Genomic DNA, 15,633 nt, shown 5'->3' on the forward strand with positions numbered 1-15,633 from the left:
AAGTTGTCCACAGGGTCAGTCGGAGTGGGTGAGGGTGCGCCCGTCGGACGGGTCGAACAGGTGGAGCTTGTCCGGGTCGAACCAGACCTCCGCCTCGTCGCCCTCCTTGATCGACGAGGCCGCCGAGAGCCGGGTGACGATCTGCGCGCCGCCGTCGGTCATCTCCGCGGAGCCGGACTCGGCGGCGAGCTCGTCGAGTTCGGCCGAGGTCGCCGTCTCGCCCTCCACCAGGAAGTAGGCGAACTTGTCCGAGCCCATCGACTCCATGACCTCGACGGTGGCGGTGAACGTCGCGCCCGCGCCGAGTTCGGCCTCGTCGAGCAGGGCCGCGTCCTCGAAGTGCTCCGGCCGCAGCCCGACGATCACCTCCCGCGGTGCCTTCGCCGCCTCCGCGAGCCGCCGGATCCGGTCGGTCAGCGGCACGGCCCCGAGCGGGGTGCGCAACTGGCCGTCGGCGAGGGTGGCGGGCAGGAAGTTCATCGACGGCGACCCGATGAACCCGGCGACGAACAGGTTGACCGGCTGCTCGTAGAGCGCCTGCGGTGACCCGATCTGCTGCACGAGCCCGCCGCGCATGACCACGACCCGGTCGCCGAGGGTCATCGCCTCGGTCTGGTCGTGGGTGACGTACACCGTGGTGGTGCCCAGCTTCCGCTGCAGCTTGGCGACCGAGGTGCGCATCTGCACGCGCAGCTTGGCGTCCAAGTTGGACAGTGGCTCGTCCATCAGGAACGCCTTGGGGTCGCGCACGATCGCGCGCCCCATCGCCACCCGCTGCCGCTGGCCGCCGGAGAGGTTGCCCGGTTTGCGGTCCAGGTGCTGACCGAGGTCGAGGATGCGCGCGGCCTCCTCCACCTTGCGGTTGATGGTCTCCTTGTCCACGTGCGCGAGCCGCAGCGGGAACGCCATGTTCTCCCGGACGCTCATGTGCGGGTACAGCGCGTAGGACTGGAACACCATCGCGATGTCGCGGTCCTTGGGGGCGCGCTCGTTGACCCGCTGCCCGTCGATGCGCAGCTCGCCGCCGGTGATGTCCTCGAGCCCGGCGATCATGTTCAGCGTGGTGGACTTCCCGCACCCGGACGGCCCGACCAGGATGATGAACTCCCCGTCGGCGATCGTGATGTCCACATCGGACACGGCGAGCGCGCCGTCCGGGTACCGCTTGCTGACCTTGTCCAGAACGATCTCAGCCATGCCTAGCCCTTCACCGCGCCCGAGGTCAGCCCCGCGACGATGCGGCGCTGGAAGAACAACACGAACAGGATGATCGGCACCGTGATGACCACCGCGGCGGCGGACACGGTCCCGGTCGGGTCCTCGAACTGCGAGGACCCCTGGAAGAACGACAGCGCCGCGGGCACCGTCCGCGACGAGGTCGTGGACGTCAGCGAGATCGCGAACAGGAAGTCGTTCCAGCAGAAGATGAACACGAGGATCGCCGTGGTGAACACACCGGGCGCCGCCAGCGGTGCGATGACCCGGCGGAACGCCTGCGCCGGGGTCGCACCGTCCATCTTGGCCGCTTTCTCCAGTTCCCACGGGATCTCCCGGAAGAACGCGGAGAGGGTGTAGATCGCCAGCGGCAGCGCGAAGGTGATGTACGGCAGGATCAGCCCCGGCCAGGTGTCGAACAACCCGAGCGACCGCTCCATCTCGAACAGCGGTGTCACCAGCGAGACCTGCGGGAACATCGCGATCAGCAGCGAGACGCCGACGAGCAACCGCTTGCCGGGGAAGTCGAGCCGCGCGATCGCGTACGCCGCCATGGTGCCCAGCACGACCGCGATCAGCGTCGCGATCACCGCGATGCCCACGGAGTTGAGCAGCGCGCGCAGGAACTGGTTGGTGGTGAAGATGTCCGCGTAGTTCTGCAGCGTCCACTCGCGGGGGATGAAGTTCTTGTCGGTCAGGGTCTCCTTGGTCTTGAACGACAGCGACACGATCCACAGCACCGGGACCAGCGCGTAGACCAGCACCACGATGTTGATCAGCGACCAGCGGACCTTCGCCGCCCGCTCGGTACCGCCCAGGACGGCCATCAGCGCTTCCCCCCGTCGTTGCCGGGCGCGGCGGCGCCGAAGACCTTCACGAAGATGAACGCGATGATGGCGACCGCGATGAAGATGAGGACCGACATCGTCGACCCGACACCGAGGTTGAGGCCCCGGATCAGGTTGTTGTAGGTCTGCATCGACACGGACCCGGTCTGCTGCGCGCCGCTGGTCAGCACGAAGATGTTGTCGAACACGCGGAACGCGTCGAGCGTGCGGAACAGCAGCGCGACCAGGATCGCGGGCTTCATCACCGGCAGCATCACCTTGGTGAACCGCTGCCACGGTGTCGCGCCGTCCATCGACGCCGCCTTGAGCAGGTCTTCCGGCACCAGCGCCAGACCCGCCATCAGCAGCAACGCCATGAACGGCACGGTCTTCCACACCTCGGCCAGGATGATGATCCCCAACGCCGAGGCCCGCTGGGTCAGCGGCGCGGAGTCCCCGAACAGCTGCGCGAGGTACCCGGTGGTGTCGTCCCAGGCGTAGCGCCAGGAGAACGCGGCCACGACGGTCACGATGCCGTACGGGATGAGCGCGACTGTCCTGATGAGACCCCGTGCGACCAGCGTCCGGTGCATGACGAGCGCCAATGCCATGCCCAGCACCAGTTCGATGATGACGGACACGACCGTGATGAAGGTGGTCACCCCGAACGCGGTCCACCAGTAGGAGTTGGTGAGCACGGTGGCGTAGTTGGCCAGCCCGACGAACTCGCGCTCCGCCGGGAACCGCAGGTCGTAGCGCTGCAACGACAACCAGACCGAGTAGATGATCGGGTAGGCCGTCACCGCGATCATCACCAGGGCAGCGGGCGCGCACAGCCACAGTCCGAGTCTGCGCTCGGCTTTCTTGCCGTCGCTGACCTCTTTCACGGCAGGACCCCCTTCGAGTCGAGCGCGTCCTGCAGTTCGGTGCGCAAGCGCTCAGCGGTCTTCACCGGGTCGATGTCCGATGGCGGCGACAGGATGGTGGAGATCAGCGTGGAGACGTTCTGGTAGGCGGGGGTGATGGGCCGGACGGCCGGGTTCTTCAGCTCGGTGAGGATCGCGTCGCGCATCGGGTACGGCTCGGCCATCTCCGGGTCGGCGTAGACCGACTCGATGGTCGGCGGCACCCCGGAGTTGATCGCCGAGAACTTCTGGTTCTCCGCGCTGCGCAAGCACTTCGCCGCCTCGAAGGCCTCCGGCTTGTGCCGTGAGTACGCGCTGACGGCGAGGTTGAACCCGCCGAGGGTCGCGGTCCCGGTCTTGCTCGCGTCGATGGCCGGGTATGGCGCCCACTTGAACACCTTGGCCAGGTCCGGGTTGGACTTGCCCATCGACGCGTAGACGAACGGCCAGTTCAGCTGGAACGCGGCGGTTTTGCCCGACTCGAACTCCTGCCGGATGTTGTCCTCCTTGGCGTTGGACAACGACGGGCTCGCCGACGACGAGGTCGCCAGGTCCCGCAACGCCTGCAGCGCCTTGACCGCGCCGTCGTCGACGACCGCCCTGGTGCCGTCGTCGGACAGGATCTTGCCGCCCGCGCCCGCGGTCAACTGAGAGAATTGAACAACCAGGCCCTCGTACTGCGCGCCGGTCATCAGGATGGTGCCGGGCTTGCCCTGCGCCTTGAGCTGCTGCGACTGCTGCAACATCTCACCCCACGACTTGGGCGGGGTGGGGACCAGATCGCTGCGGTACCAGAGGAGTTGGACGTTGGTGTTCTTCGGCGCGCCGTAGAGCTTGTCCTCCCAGCGCGCGGTGGCCAGCGGCCCTTCGAGGGTGCCGTCCTCGACATCGGCCTTGTCCTGGCCGGTCCACTCAGCGATCCAGCCCGCCTCGGCGAACTCCGACACCCAGGTGACGTCGAGCCCGAGCACGTCCATGTCCGCGTCACCGGCGGCCAACCGGCGCACCATCTGCTCGCGCTGGTCGTCCGCGCCGCGCGGCAGGGTGTTCAGCGCGATCTTGTACCGACCACCGGCCGCCGCGTCGCACCGCGCGATGACCTGCTCGAAGTTCTCTTCAGGGGAGTAGTAGACGTTGACGGTGATGCCGCCGCTTTCCGAACCACAGGCCGCCAGCAACGGGCTAGCGAGGAGCGCGGCGCACAGCGCCGCTCGCAGGCGTCGTCCTCGGCGGCCGGACACCCGATGAGCACGCCCCATCGTCCGACCTCCTTCCGACGGCGACACCGAGGGAAGGCCTGACCCGAACGAAACCCAAGCACCTCGACGTGCGCCGTCATGCGGGTAGCTCGGTACCCGCAACCGGGTCACCTGAAACTAAGTCGGGTGCCCGGGGCCCGCAATTCGACGCGGCGGACGGCTTACTCGATACCCCTGTTCGGCCGCATGGACAGCTTCGCCAGCAGGTCACGGCCCTTTTCGGCGTTGCGCGGCTGGGCGAGGACGTCGTAGCGACCGGCGACCAACTGGGTGGCGGAGGCGATCTCCCGACCCCGGCCGCGGGTGCTCGCGTAGCCCGCCGCGGCGAAGACCACGCCGAAGACGACACCGATGCCGAGCCCGACCAGAATCGGGCCGAAGGAGGCCTGCTGCTGGTTGAACAACCCGAGCAGCAGCCCGACGAACAGGCCGAACCACGCGCCGGAGAGCGCGCCGGTGCCCAGCACCTTGGGCCAGCTCAACCGGCCGATGACCCGCTCGACCAGCATGAGGTCGACCCCGACGATGGTCACCTCCTGGACGGGGAACTCGCTGGCGGCCAGGTGCTCCACCGCGCGGTGGGCCTCCTGGTAGGTGTCGTAGGAGCCGATCGGCCACCCGGTGGGGGGTGTCGGGACCTTGGGGAGACCCTGGTTCGCTCGTCCAGGGCCGGAGAACGCACCGGTCATGAGCCCATCCTGCCAACCTGGCCGCAACCGTGCTAATCCGACATGCTCAGCGCGCCCGGTACTCCCGCAGCAGGCCGCGCGAGATGATCGTCTTCTGGATCTCGCTGGTGCCCTCGCCGATGAGCAGGAACGGCGCCTCGCGCATCAGCCGCTCGATCTCGTACTCCTTGGAGTAGCCGTAGCCGCCGTGGATGCGGAACGACTCCTGGGTCACCTCGGCGCAGTACTCGCTGGCCAGCAGCTTGGCCATGCCCGCCTCGACGTCGTTGCGCTGCCCGGAGTCCTTGAGCCGCGCGGCGTTGACCATCATCAGGTGCGCGGCCTCGACCTTGGTCGCCATCTCGGCGAGCTTGAACGCGATCGCCTGGTGCTCGGCGATGGGCTTGCCGAAGGTCCGCCGCTGCTGGGCGTAGTCGACGGCGAGCTCGAAGGCCCGGATCGCGATGCCGCAGGCGCGGGCGGCGACGTTGACGCGGCCGACCTCGACGCCGTCCATCATGTGCGCGAAGCCCTTGCCCGCCGCGCCGCCGAGGACCTTGTCGGCGCCGATCCGGTACCCGTCGAACACGGCCTCGGTGGTGTCGACGCCCTTGTAGCCCATCTTCTCGATCTTGCCGGGGATGGTGAGGCCGGGCGCGACCTCGCCGAAGCCCTCGGGCTTGTCGACCAGGAACGTGGTGAGGTTCTGGTGCGGCTTCTCGGCGCCCTCGTCGGTGCGCGCGAGCAGGGCGATCAGGTTGGAGCTGCCGCCGTTGGTGAGCCACATCTTGGCGCCGTCGACGGTGTAGGTGTCGCCGTCGCGCCGGGCCCTGGTCTTGATCGCGGCGACGTCGGACCCGAGGTCGGGCTCGGACATGGAGAACGCGCCGCGGATCTCACCGGTCGCCATCTTGGGCAGGTAGTGCTGCTTCTGATCCTCGGTGCCGTGCTGCTTGACCATGTGCGCGACGATGAAGTGCGTGTTGATCACACCGGACACGCTCATCCAGCCGCGCGCGATCTGCTCGACCACCAGCGCGTAGGTCAGCAGCGACTCGCCGAGACCGCCGTACTCCTCGGGGATGGTCAGGCCGAACAGCCCCATCTCGCGCATCCCGGCGACGATGTCGGTCGGGTAGGCGTCCGCGTGCTCCAGGGCCTGCGCGTGCGGGATGATCTCCTTGTCCACGAAGTCCTTGACCGTGGCCAGGATCTCCCGCTGGATGTCGGTCAGTCCGGCGGTCTGCGCGAGGCGGGCCATGCGAGCTCCCTACGTCCCGGGGTTGTTACCGGCCAGTATGTCGCGGTTAACGCCCGTTCGCGCCCCCGAAGTGCTCCGGACCACACGCAGCGGCCCGGGCTGCTGGACCCGGGCCGTTTCGAACTCTCGCTGTGGGGTTACTACTCAGCCAGCACGCAGCTCCAACGCGGTCCCGCAGTCCTTGCAGTCCTCGGCGAGCACGTAGACATCCGCACCGCAGTCGGTGCACGAGCGGAAACTGCGGTCGAACAGATCATCCCGCTGCCGGTGCCGACCACTGAAGAAGCTCAGCACGCCACGCGACTCGGAAGGAAGGCTGTGTCTACCCATGCCCCCAGAGCACCCCACCGCCATGGTCACGAGCAAGTCTCCCCCGTGATCTGTGCGTTATGTCACGACAACCTCTCACGCTTTGTCACGTCCTTGACCTGCACCGTAATCGGACTGTGAACATCACGCCCCGATCACACCACCGTCCCCCAGTCAACCCGAGGTGCCTTAGGGAGCCAGTTCTCAGGCGTCGAGTCCCAGCAGCCAGGTGTCAACGTGGGGGCACAGGGCACGCAACGCGTCGATACCCAGGGCGGTCACCGCGAGCGGCCCTTCGACCGTCTTGGCGTACCCCGGGCAGTGGCCGATCAGTCGCTTCGACGGCGCCGTAGCAGGCCCGTCGTTGATCAGCTCGGGCCCACCCGCCTGACCGACCTCGGCTGCGAGCTTGAGCGCGAGGCCCGGCTCACCCCGCAGCTCGGCGAGCTGCACCCCAGCGGCGAACACCCACGCCTCGATCTCGTGCAAGACCACATTCGGCCGGAACCGGTGATCGCCGATGGCTGCTGCCATGGCTGCCTCGACGTGCGCGACCCGCTCGTAGGCGTCGTGCGCGGGCCTGTCGGACATACCCGGACACTCCTCGGGCAGGCCGTAGAAGTCGACCAGGGTGGTCAGCACGTCGATGCTGGAGTCCCGCAGCAGGAGCCGGATCTCTCGTTCGAGCTTCGCCCACGTGGTCAGGCCACCGCGGCGCGCGGGACCACCCACCGCCCGCCGGGTGGTGACGATCGAGAAGGTGACCGCCCACCCCGCCCGCTCCAGGTGCGGACGCAGGACCTCGGCGACGACCACTTCCTCGGTCTGCCCTTCCACCAGCAGGTGCAGGCGGCGGAAGCGATCAGGCATAGGGGCTGCTCCCGGCAGGGCCAGGTCGACCGCCGAGGAGGTTCTTCTCCCAGAGCTCCCCGAGCGAGTACTCCTCCAGCCAGGCGGCGAGGTGCTGCGCGTCGGGCCTGGTGAACACGGATCCGCCACCGGTCCGCTCGACCACGATGAGGTCCTCGATGTCGAACTGGTTCATCAACGTCACGGACTGGGTGGCCAGCAGCACCTGCGCCCGCGTGCTCGCCTGGTGGAGCAAGCCTGCGAGCTGGACGACGGCGAAGGGGTGCAGACCGAGTTCCGGCTCGTCCAACACGACCAGGTGCGGCAGGTTGGGCTGGAGGAGCAAGGTGGCCAGGCAGATGAACCGGAGTGTCCCGTCGGACATCTGGTTGGCGGAGAAGATGACATCGGAATCGGTCTGCTGCCAGCGTATTCGCACCCGGTCGCTGTTTTCCGGCTGGAGGACGAAATCCCGGAAGAACGGGGCGACTTGGCGGACCACGGCGACTATCCGCTGATACGCGGAGTTGTCCTGGCTATCGCGCATCGACAACAGCACAGCCGCGAGGTTCCCGGCGTCCGACCGCAACGCCAGGTTGTCCGCTGTCGGGTTGAGCCGCTTGACCGGGGCGTCCCGACTCGTGTCGTGGAAGTGGAAAACGCGGCAACCCTTGACAAGATCGGACGTGTCTTCGAACGGCGGGAACATCGTCTGCTCGGGCGATGGCCTGCCGCCGCGCACCCGGCCGGAGAGGCCGCTCTCGCCATGTCCGACGCCGAGCGGGATCTCGATGCCGTCGGACTCGATCACTTCCTTGGCGAAGATCATCTCGTCGTTCGCCCCTGGCACGAGGTGCGCCGTGTAAGACCGCGCGGGGCCGCGGAGCACGAGTCGGATCTCGCGGGCAGGGGTGATCTGGTCGAGCATGGCCGATGCCCCACCGTTGACACCCACGTAGAGCCGCAATTCCCGATCGGCTATCCGGCCGAGCAGTTCGAGTACGCGGATGAAGTTGCTCTTGCCCGCGCCATTCGCACCGACGAACACATTGATCCTGCCGAGTCGAACAGTCGCGTGTGAGATCGAAGTGAAGCCCTCCACCTCGATCTCACGCACAGCGACATCGGACACGGGCCGAACTCTAGTCAGCGTTGATCGCCGACGCGATGGCTAGGACGCGGTGGGCGTCGGCCACGTGGAGGTTTTCGATCATCTTGCCGTTGACCGTGGCCACGCCCTTGCCGGTGGATTGGGCTTCGTCGAAGGCGGCGATGACTTCGTGGGCGTGGGCGATCTCGGCTTCTGAGGGGGCGAAGATGCGGTTGCAGGGGTCCAGTTGGCTGGGGTGGATGAGGGTCTTGCCGTCGAAGCCGAACTGGTGGGCTTGGGTGCACTCTTCGGCGAAGCCGTCTAGGTCCTTTACGTCGTTGTAGACGCCGTCGAGGATTGCCTTACCTGCGGCTCTAGCACCGAGCAGCGCGAGGGACAGGCTGGCGAGCAGGGGGCCGCGGCCAGGGACGTGCTGGGCGTGGAGTTCCTTGGCCAGGTCGTTGGTGCCCAGCACCAAGACCGTCAAGCGCGGGGAAGCGGACGCGATCTCGTAGGCGTGCAGCATCGCGATCGGGGTTTCGATCATCGCCCAGATCGGGGTGTCCGCGGGGACGGCGTCCTCGATGCGGCGGACGTCCGCAGCTGAGTTGACCTTGGGGACGACGATCGCGGCGGGGGACACGGCGGCGGCGGCGCGGACGTCGTCGGCGAACCACGGGGTGTCCAGGCCGTTCACCCGGATCGTGACCTCGCGCTTGCCGTACTCACCGGAGGCGACGGCGGCGCAGACCCGGGCGCGGCCGTCGACCTTGGCGTCCGGGGAGACCGAGTCCTCCAGGTCGAGGATCAGCGCGTCGGCGTCGAGGGTCTTGGCCTTCTCCAGGGCGCGCTCGTTGGCGCCGGGCATGTACAGGACGGAGCGGCGGGGGTTAGCCACGGGCGGACTCCTCGTAGGCACGGGCGAGTTCGGGGTCGCGGGCGGCGAGGGCGTCAGCCAGCTCGACCATCACGCGGCACTGCTTGACGGTGGCGTCGTCCTGCATCTTGCCGTCGAGCATGACCGCGCCGGTGCCGTCCCCCATCGCGGCGATGACGCGGCGGGCCCAGGCGACCTCGGCCGGGTCCGGGGAGAAGACGCGACGGGCGATCTCGATCTGGCGCGGGTGCAGGCTCCACGCGCCGACGCACCCGAGCAGGAACGCGTTGCGGAACTGGTCCTCGCACGCCACTACATCCGCGATGTCCCCGAACGGCCCGTAGTACGGCAGGATCCCCGCCGCGGCGCACGCGTCGACCATCCGCGCGACGGTGTAGTGCCATAGATCCTGCTGGTACGTCGTGCGTCCCGCGGTGAGGTCGTCGCCTAGAGGGTCCGTGCGCACTAGATAGCCAGGATGCCCCCCACCGACGCGGGTCGTTTTCATCCGACGGCTCGCGGCCAGGTCGGCGGGACCGAGCGAGATCCCCTGCATGCGGGGGCTGGCCGTGGCGATGTCCTCCACGTTGGCCACGCCCGCCGCCGTCTCCAGCAGCGCGTGCACCAGGATCGGCCGCCGCAGCCCGGCGCGCGCCTCCAACTGGGCCAGCAGCCGGTCGACGTAGTGGATGTCGGCGGCGCTCTCCACCTTCGGCACCATGATCACGTCGAGCTTGTCGCCGATCTCGGTGACCAGGGTGATCAGGTCGTCGAGCACCCACGGCGAGTCGAGGCTGTTGACCCGGGTCCACAGCTGGGTGTCGCCGAAGTCGACCGCCTTGCCCACCTTGACCAGGCCGTCGCGGGCGGCCTCCTTGCGGTCGGCGCGGACCGCGTCCTCGAGGTTGCCGAGCACGACATCGGCCTTCGCCAGCAGGTCGGGGACCTTGGCGGCCATCTTCTCGTTGGACGGGTCGAAGAAGTGGATCATGCGCGACGGCCGGAACGGGATCTCCCGCACCGGGTCCGGCGCGCCGACCGCGAGCGGGCGGAAGAAGTCCTTCGGGGAGCGCATGGGACCTCCGATCGAGGTTAACCGACCAGTAACAACGTGAGTTCTAGTCGACCACGGCCCTGTCGACGTCGCCATTGTGGCCACCGACACGTGCAGGCGGCCGGGACCACCCCCCGGGTCCCGGCCGCCGTCTTCCCCCGCGCACAGCACAGCGCAGACCGACGGGTAACCGGAAACCTTTCGAAGCGGTTCGAAAGCACCACTAACCTGGCTGGATGATCACCGCCCGGCTGGACGCCGACGTGCTCGCCCGGATCCGGTTGAGCAGCTCGCCCGCGGCGGAGGCACTGGCCTGGCTGGTCGCCACCCTCGCCGAGCGCAGGCACCCGATCTTCGGCGCGCCCGGCCCCGCGGCCCGCTTCGCCCTGCGCGACCGCGACGTGCGGATGATCGCCAGCACGCTGCCCACCGGCAAGGGCTACATGCCCGACTTGCTCACCCCGCCACCCCCGCGCGGCGCGGCCGACCTGGTCCTCGCCGAGCAGCTGGACATGGTCGCCGCCACCCCGGCCGACGTCGCCGCCTTCCAGGTCGCCGCCACCAAGCACCCGTCCGCGGACGCCCGCCGGGCCATCGAGAACGGCACCTTCGCCGTCCGCGCCGCCCAGGGCCTGGCCCGCTTCTGGTCCGCCGCGATGACCGAGAGCTGGTCAGGCCTACGCGACCGCCTCGACGCCGACATCACCGCCAAGTCGAAGGTCATGGCCACCGAGGGCGTGGGCGCGCTGCTCGGCTCCTTGCACACCCACATCCGGTGGACCGGCGGGGCTATCGAGCTCACCAAGAACCGCTCTTGGCACTGGGAGACCACGCCGACCGACCTGGTCTTGAGCCCGGTAGCCCTAACTTGGCCCACCTACTACGTGCAGTTAGAGGACCCCGAGAACGCTGTCCTCTACTACCCACCCCAAGGCCTGGGCGTACCAACCGGCGCGGATAGGACTGCCGTGTCCCGCCTCATCGGACCAACCCGCGCAACCCTGCTCCGAGACCTCCACGTCCCGCGCAGCACTACCGACCTCAGTAAGCGCCACCAGCTCGCGGTAGGAACGGTCTCGTACCACTTATCTGTCCTGCATGAATCCGGCCTGGTCACCAAGACCCGCGCCAAGCGCACCGTCCTCTACCAACGCACCGACCAGGCCGAACGCCTCCAGTAACCCGCCCAAGCCCCACCACCCGCCACGCCAGCGCCGCCACGCTCTCCCCCGCGCCACCGCCCCAGCCCTGCTTCCCCCGGCGCCACGAGCCTGCTCAACCGACAAGCCGCTCGCCCCAAACGGCCCCTCATCTAACCCGGCCCCACTAGCCACCGCGCCCAACCACCTCGGCGCAGCCATGAACGCCAGGCCCAACCTCACCCCGCGGCAGCTAGCCCCACCGCCCCCGGATCGCGCCCGCGCGCGCAGGCAACCCCTGCCCAGCCCCCACCCTCTCCGGGGGGCGTCCCTGGGCCAGCCTACCCGGGGGCACCGACAGTCGATCTTGAAACGACCCCCGCAGAGATCCACATGTGGACAACTTCTGTCACCCAGAAGACGGAAAATCCGAGCAGCACAGAAGCCAAATCCCCTGGTCGCGACCCCAGAGGCAGGCCAAGCCCAGCGATCCAAGAGCAAGTCGCCCCGCGAGTGATCATCAACCACCCGGAACGAACCGGAAGAGTCCACAAAGGACGAACGCCGCGACAACGGCGGGCGAGCGCTGATCGCGTGACGGGCCGGGTGGGCTGAGTCCGGCTAGCCTGACCGCGTGGCGGGCATGGGCAAGATCTTCGCGGCGCAGTTGCTGGGTCTGCCGGTGTTCGGGCCGGACGGCGAGTCGATCGGGCGGATCCGGGACCTGGTGGCGGGGTTGCGGCCGGACGGGTCGGCGCCGAGGGTGCTCGGGGTGGTGATCGAGTTGGCGTCGCGGCGGCGGATCTTCGTGCCGATGCTGCGGGTGGCCTCGATCGACCCGACGGCGGTGACGCTGGCGACCGGGTCGGTCAACCTGCGGCACTTCCACCAGCGGCCCAACGAGGTGCTGGTGGTCGGCCAGCTGCTCGACGCGAGGGTGACCGTGGTGGACAGCGGCGCGCGGGCCGAGGTCGTGGACACCGCGATGGAGCAGACCAGGACCAGGGACTGGGTGCTGTCGCGGGTGGCCATCCGGGAGCGCACCGGGCGGTTGGGCAGGCGCGGGCCGATCATGGTGCTGGCCTGGTCGGAGATCCGCTCGCCCGGGATCACCGAGCTGGAGGGCGCGCCGCAGGCCGCCGACCAGCTGCTGGCCGTGTTCGACACCATGCGCGCCGCCGACGTGGCCACCGCGCTGCAGGACCTGCCGCTCAAGCGCCGCTACGAGGTCGCTGACGCGCTCGACGACGAGCGGCTCGCCGACGTCATCGAGGAGCTGCCCGAGGAAGACCAGAAGGTCCTGCTGGCGCACCTGGACGAGGAGCGCGCCGCGGACGTGCTGGAGGCGATGGACCCCGACGACGCGGCCGACCTGCTCGCCGAGCTGTCCGAGCTGGACAAGAACCGGCTGCTGGAGCTGATGGAGCCCGAGGAGTCCGCGCCGGTCAGGCGGCTGCTGGAGTACTCCTTCGACACAGCGGGCGGGTTGATGACCCCGGAGCCGATCGTGCTGACGCCGGACGCCCCGATCTCCGAGGCGCTCGCCCGGGTCCGCAACCCCGACCTGCCGCCCGCGCTGGCCAGCATGGTGTTCGTCTGCCGCCCGCCGACGGCGACCCCGACCGGCCGCTACCTGGGCTGCGTGCACATCCAGCGGCTGCTGCGCGAACCGCCGTTCGACCTGGTCGCGGGCGCGGTGGACAAGGAGTTGGCGCTGCTGCGGCCGACCGACTCGCTGGTCGAGGTGACCCGCTACTTCGCCACCTACAACCTGGTGTGCGCGCCGGTGGTCGACGACGAGGAGCACCTGCTCGGCGCGGTGACCGTGGACGACGTGCTCGACCACCTGCTGCCCGAGGGCTGGCGCGAGCGCGAGGGGGCCCGCGGTGCCTGAGCCGACAACCAGGCGGCGCCTGGACCAGCCGCGCCAGCGCGGGCTGCGCTTCGCGATCGACCCCGACGCGTTCGGCCGGTTCTCCGAGCGGTTGGCCCGGTTCCTGGGCACCGGGAAGTTCCTGTTCTGGCAGACGGTGCTGGTCCTGGCGTGGATCACGCTGAACCTGGTCGCGGTCAGCCTGCGCTGGGACCCGTACCCGTTCATCCTGCTGAACCTGGCGTTCTCCACCCAGGCCGCCTACGCCGCGCCGCTGATCCTGCTGGCGCAGAACCGGCAGGACGACCGGGACCGGGTGTCGCTCGAGGAGGACCGGGCGCGCGCGGCGCAGACCAAGGCCGACACCGAGTTCCTGGCCAGGGAGCTGGCGGCGGTGCGGCTGGCCGTCGGCGAGGTCGCCACCCGCGACTACCTGCGCGGCGAACTGGAAAAACTGCGCGGTGACCTCAAGGGCAAGCGGAACAAATCCCGCCAGGACCCGAAAGAGCTGCGGGATGACCCGCGCTGGGACGAGGTCAGCCGCTAGTCGATCAACTGCCCGCACAGGTCGCCGAGCTTTCGCAACTGCTCGCCGTCCAACCGCGCGACAAAGTGCTCGGCGACACCGGCCAGGTGCGTTCTGGACGCCGTGCGCAAAACGTCGAGGCCCTGCTCGGTGAGCGCCGCGACCACGCCGCGGCCGTCACCGGCGACCCGTTCCCGCGCGACCATTCCGGCCCGTTCCAGCCGGTCGACCAGGCGCGTCACCCCCGAGCGGGACAGCAGCACCGCGTCGGCGAGTTCGGCCATTCGCAATTTGCGATCAGGAGCTTCCGCTAGTTGGACCAGGACGTCGTAGCCGCCGAGGGAAAGCCGCTGCTCGGCGACCAACTCGGCCTCCAGCACGCGGGTGATGTGCGCGTGCGCCCGGAGAAAGGTGCGCCACGCGTGCAGTTCTTCTCGGGTGGGCCGGGCGGTTCTCTCCGGCACGGTCAAGATTTCCTCCTAGCGCACAAACAGGGTGGTAATGGTACGGAACACCACGGTGGTGGCGCGCGCTGGCCGGTAATCACGGGGTGTCCGCACTGTGGTCCTGACCATCCGCGCGCACGGCGGTCCGCTACCCGCCCGTAGCATGGTGCGGTGACCACCACCGAGCAGGTTCCCTCTGTCGAGGCCGTCCGCACGGCGTTGGCTGGCGTGCAGGACCCGGAGATCCACCGGCCGATCACCGACCTGGGCATGGTCAAGGACATCACCGTGCACGAGGACGGCCGGGTGGACGTCGGCGTCTACCTCACCGTCGCGGGCTGCCCGATGCGGGACCGGATCACCAAGGACGTCACCGCCGCGGTGTCGGCGCTGCCCGGCGTGCGCGCCGTCGCGGTCGAACTCGATGTGATGAACGACGAGCAGCGCACCACCCTGCGCAAGTCGCTGCGCGGCGACGCCGAGGAACCGCGCATCCCGTTCGCCGAGCCCGGCTCGCTGACCCGCGTGTACTGCGTGGCCTCCGGCAAGGGCGGCGTCGGCAAGTCCAGCGTGACGGTCAACCTCGCGGTCGCGATGGCCGCGCGCGGGGTGAAGGTCGGCATCGTCGACGCCGACATCTACGGCCACTCCATCCCGCGCATGGTCGGCGCGACGGAGAAGCCGACCAAGGTCGAGAAGATGATCCTGCCGCCCCAGGCCAACGGGGTGAAGGTCATCTCCATCGGCATGTTCACCCCCGGCAACACCCCGGTGGTGTGGCGCGGCCCGATGCTGCACCGCGCGCTGCAGCAGTTCCTCGCCGACGTGTTCTGGGGCGACCTGGACGTGCTGCTGCTCGACCTGCCGCCGGGCACCGGTGACATCGCGATCTCGGTCGCGCAGCTGATCCCGAACGCGGAGATCCTGGTGGTCACCACCCCGCAGCAGGCCGCGGCCGAGGTCGCCGAGCGCGCGGGGGCGATCGCGCTGCAGACCCGCCAGCGGGTGGCGGGCGTCATCGAGAACATGTCGTGGTTCGAGCTGCCAGACGGCTCCCGCGCCGACATCTTCGGGTCCGGCGGCGGTCAGTCGGTCGCGGACTCGCTGTCCCGGGCCGTCGGCTCCACCGTCCCGCTGCTCGGCCAGGTCCCGCTGGACACCCGGCTGCGGGAGGGTGGCGACGCGGGCAAGCCGCTGGTCCTGACCCAGCCGGACGCCGCCGCCTCGAAGGTGCTCTCAGACATCGCGACCAAGCTCTCGGTCCGCGCCCGCGGCCTGGCGGGCCGGATGCTCTCGGTCTCCCCCGCGGGTCGCTAGACCCTCAAGACGAAGAAG

Annotated in this window: 16 protein-coding genes; 4 read left to right on the forward strand and 12 right to left on the reverse strand. The window is 69.0% G+C overall.

Going from position 1 to position 15,633, the window contains the following annotated elements:
* Window positions 1-15: 15 nt before the first annotated feature.
* From LV79_RS00535 to LV79_RS00585, 11 genes are all read right to left on the reverse strand, one after another.
* Window positions 16-1,197, reverse strand: a complete 1,182-nt coding sequence (locus tag LV79_RS00535; RefSeq protein WP_253831206.1) for an ABC transporter ATP-binding protein — start codon at window positions 1,195-1,197, stop codon at window positions 16-18.
* A 2-nt stretch (window positions 1,198-1,199) separates the two neighbouring features.
* Complete coding sequence (locus LV79_RS00540) at window positions 1,200-2,042, reverse strand: carbohydrate ABC transporter permease (RefSeq protein ID WP_253831207.1); 843 nt, start codon at window positions 2,040-2,042, stop codon at window positions 1,200-1,202.
* Entirely contained in the window at window positions 2,042-2,929 is an 888-nt protein-coding gene (locus tag LV79_RS00545) for a carbohydrate ABC transporter permease (RefSeq protein WP_253831208.1), read from the reverse strand. Before LV79_RS00545 ends, LV79_RS00540 begins: the two co-directional genes overlap by 1 nt.
* Window positions 2,926-4,206: an ABC transporter substrate-binding protein gene (locus tag LV79_RS00550; RefSeq protein WP_253831209.1), complete on the reverse strand. Its 1,281-nt coding sequence runs from the start codon at window positions 4,204-4,206 to the stop codon at window positions 2,926-2,928. Before LV79_RS00550 ends, LV79_RS00545 begins: the two co-directional genes overlap by 4 nt.
* Before the next feature lie 161 nt (window positions 4,207-4,367).
* The gene (locus LV79_RS00555) at window positions 4,368-4,895 is read right to left on the reverse strand and encodes a YflT domain-containing protein (protein ID WP_253831210.1); all 528 of its coding nucleotides are present in this window, start codon (window positions 4,893-4,895) and stop codon (window positions 4,368-4,370) included.
* A 46-nt stretch (window positions 4,896-4,941) separates the two neighbouring features.
* Entirely contained in the window at window positions 4,942-6,135 is a 1,194-nt protein-coding gene (locus LV79_RS00560; RefSeq protein WP_253831211.1) for an acyl-CoA dehydrogenase family protein, read from the reverse strand.
* A gap of 144 nt (window positions 6,136-6,279) precedes the next feature.
* Window positions 6,280-6,465, reverse strand: coding sequence for a hypothetical protein (locus LV79_RS00565; RefSeq protein WP_143073685.1), 186 nt, complete (start codon window positions 6,463-6,465; stop codon window positions 6,280-6,282).
* A 183-nt stretch (window positions 6,466-6,648) separates the two neighbouring features.
* Window positions 6,649-7,314 (reverse strand): DUF4276 family protein, encoded by a 666-nt coding sequence (locus LV79_RS00570; protein ID WP_253831212.1) that lies wholly within the window; start codon window positions 7,312-7,314, stop codon window positions 6,649-6,651.
* Complete coding sequence (locus LV79_RS00575; RefSeq protein WP_253831213.1) at window positions 7,307-8,425, reverse strand: AAA family ATPase; 1,119 nt, start codon at window positions 8,423-8,425, stop codon at window positions 7,307-7,309. The genes LV79_RS00570 and LV79_RS00575 overlap by 8 nt, the downstream gene beginning before the upstream one ends.
* A 10-nt stretch (window positions 8,426-8,435) precedes the next feature.
* Window positions 8,436-9,281, reverse strand: a complete 846-nt coding sequence (locus LV79_RS00580) for an HpcH/HpaI aldolase/citrate lyase family protein (RefSeq protein WP_285470526.1) — start codon at window positions 9,279-9,281, stop codon at window positions 8,436-8,438.
* Window positions 9,274-10,335 carry an HpcH/HpaI aldolase/citrate lyase family protein gene (locus LV79_RS00585; protein WP_253831214.1) on the reverse strand — a complete coding sequence of 354 codons (1,062 nt, stop codon included), beginning with the start codon at window positions 10,333-10,335 and terminating at the stop codon, window positions 9,274-9,276. Before LV79_RS00585 ends, LV79_RS00580 begins: the two co-directional genes overlap by 8 nt.
* 215 nt (window positions 10,336-10,550) lie before the next feature.
* On the opposite strand from LV79_RS00585, the gene LV79_RS00590 reads away from it, so the two are divergent.
* From LV79_RS00590 to LV79_RS00600, 3 genes are all read left to right on the forward strand, one after another.
* A complete protein-coding gene (locus tag LV79_RS00590) occupies window positions 10,551-11,495 on the forward strand; it encodes a winged helix-turn-helix domain-containing protein (RefSeq protein WP_253831215.1) in 945 nt (314 codons plus the stop codon).
* Window positions 11,496-12,096: 601 nt separating this feature from the next.
* Window positions 12,097-13,347 carry a magnesium transporter MgtE N-terminal domain-containing protein gene (locus tag LV79_RS00595; RefSeq protein ID WP_301320481.1) on the forward strand — a complete coding sequence of 417 codons (1,251 nt, stop codon included), beginning with the start codon at window positions 12,097-12,099 and terminating at the stop codon, window positions 13,345-13,347.
* Window positions 13,340-13,873 carry a DUF1003 domain-containing protein gene (locus LV79_RS00600; protein WP_253831217.1) on the forward strand — a complete coding sequence of 178 codons (534 nt, stop codon included), beginning with the start codon at window positions 13,340-13,342 and terminating at the stop codon, window positions 13,871-13,873. The genes LV79_RS00595 and LV79_RS00600 overlap by 8 nt, the downstream gene beginning before the upstream one ends.
* Here the strand turns inward: LV79_RS00600 and LV79_RS00605 are convergent.
* Window positions 13,870-14,322: a MarR family winged helix-turn-helix transcriptional regulator gene (locus tag LV79_RS00605; protein ID WP_253831218.1), complete on the reverse strand. Its 453-nt coding sequence runs from the start codon at window positions 14,320-14,322 to the stop codon at window positions 13,870-13,872. The genes LV79_RS00600 and LV79_RS00605 overlap by 4 nt on opposite strands.
* Before the next feature lie 147 nt (window positions 14,323-14,469).
* Between LV79_RS00605 and LV79_RS00610 the strand changes: the two genes are divergently transcribed.
* On the forward strand, window positions 14,470-15,615 hold the full coding sequence (locus LV79_RS00610) for an Mrp/NBP35 family ATP-binding protein (RefSeq protein WP_253831219.1): 1,146 nt from the start codon (window positions 14,470-14,472) through the stop codon (window positions 15,613-15,615).
* Window positions 15,616-15,633 lie beyond the last annotated feature (18 nt).

It is taken from the genome of Actinokineospora globicatena (assembly GCF_024171945.1).
Classification (GTDB): Bacteria; Actinomycetota; Actinomycetes; order Mycobacteriales; family Pseudonocardiaceae; genus Actinokineospora; species Actinokineospora globicatena.

Excerpts from the sequence above, each read along its gene's own strand:
- LV79_RS00560 (WP_253831211.1), bottom strand. The coding sequence starts at position 6,135 with ATGGCCCGCCTCGCGCAGACCGCCGGACTGACCGACATCCAGCGGGAG.
- LV79_RS00590 (WP_253831215.1), top strand. The coding sequence starts at position 10,551 with ATGATCACCGCCCGGCTGGACGCCGACGTGCTCGCCCGGATCCGGTTG.
- LV79_RS00565 (WP_143073685.1), bottom strand. The coding sequence starts at position 6,465 with ATGGGTAGACACAGCCTTCCTTCCGAGTCGCGTGGCGTGCTGAGCTTC.
- LV79_RS00570 (WP_253831212.1), bottom strand. The coding sequence starts at position 7,314 with ATGCCTGATCGCTTCCGCCGCCTGCACCTGCTGGTGGAAGGGCAGACC.
- LV79_RS00585 (WP_253831214.1), bottom strand. The coding sequence starts at position 10,335 with ATGCGCTCCCCGAAGGACTTCTTCCGCCCGCTCGCGGTCGGCGCGCCG.
- LV79_RS00555 (WP_253831210.1), bottom strand. The coding sequence starts at position 4,895 with ATGACCGGTGCGTTCTCCGGCCCTGGACGAGCGAACCAGGGTCTCCCC.
- LV79_RS00535 (WP_253831206.1), bottom strand. The coding sequence starts at position 1,197 with ATGGCTGAGATCGTTCTGGACAAGGTCAGCAAGCGGTACCCGGACGGC.
- LV79_RS00595 (WP_301320481.1), top strand. The coding sequence starts at position 12,097 with ATGGGCAAGATCTTCGCGGCGCAGTTGCTGGGTCTGCCGGTGTTCGGG.
- LV79_RS00540 (WP_253831207.1), bottom strand. The coding sequence starts at position 2,042 with ATGGCCGTCCTGGGCGGTACCGAGCGGGCGGCGAAGGTCCGCTGGTCG.
- LV79_RS00550 (WP_253831209.1), bottom strand. The coding sequence starts at position 4,206 with ATGGGGCGTGCTCATCGGGTGTCCGGCCGCCGAGGACGACGCCTGCGA.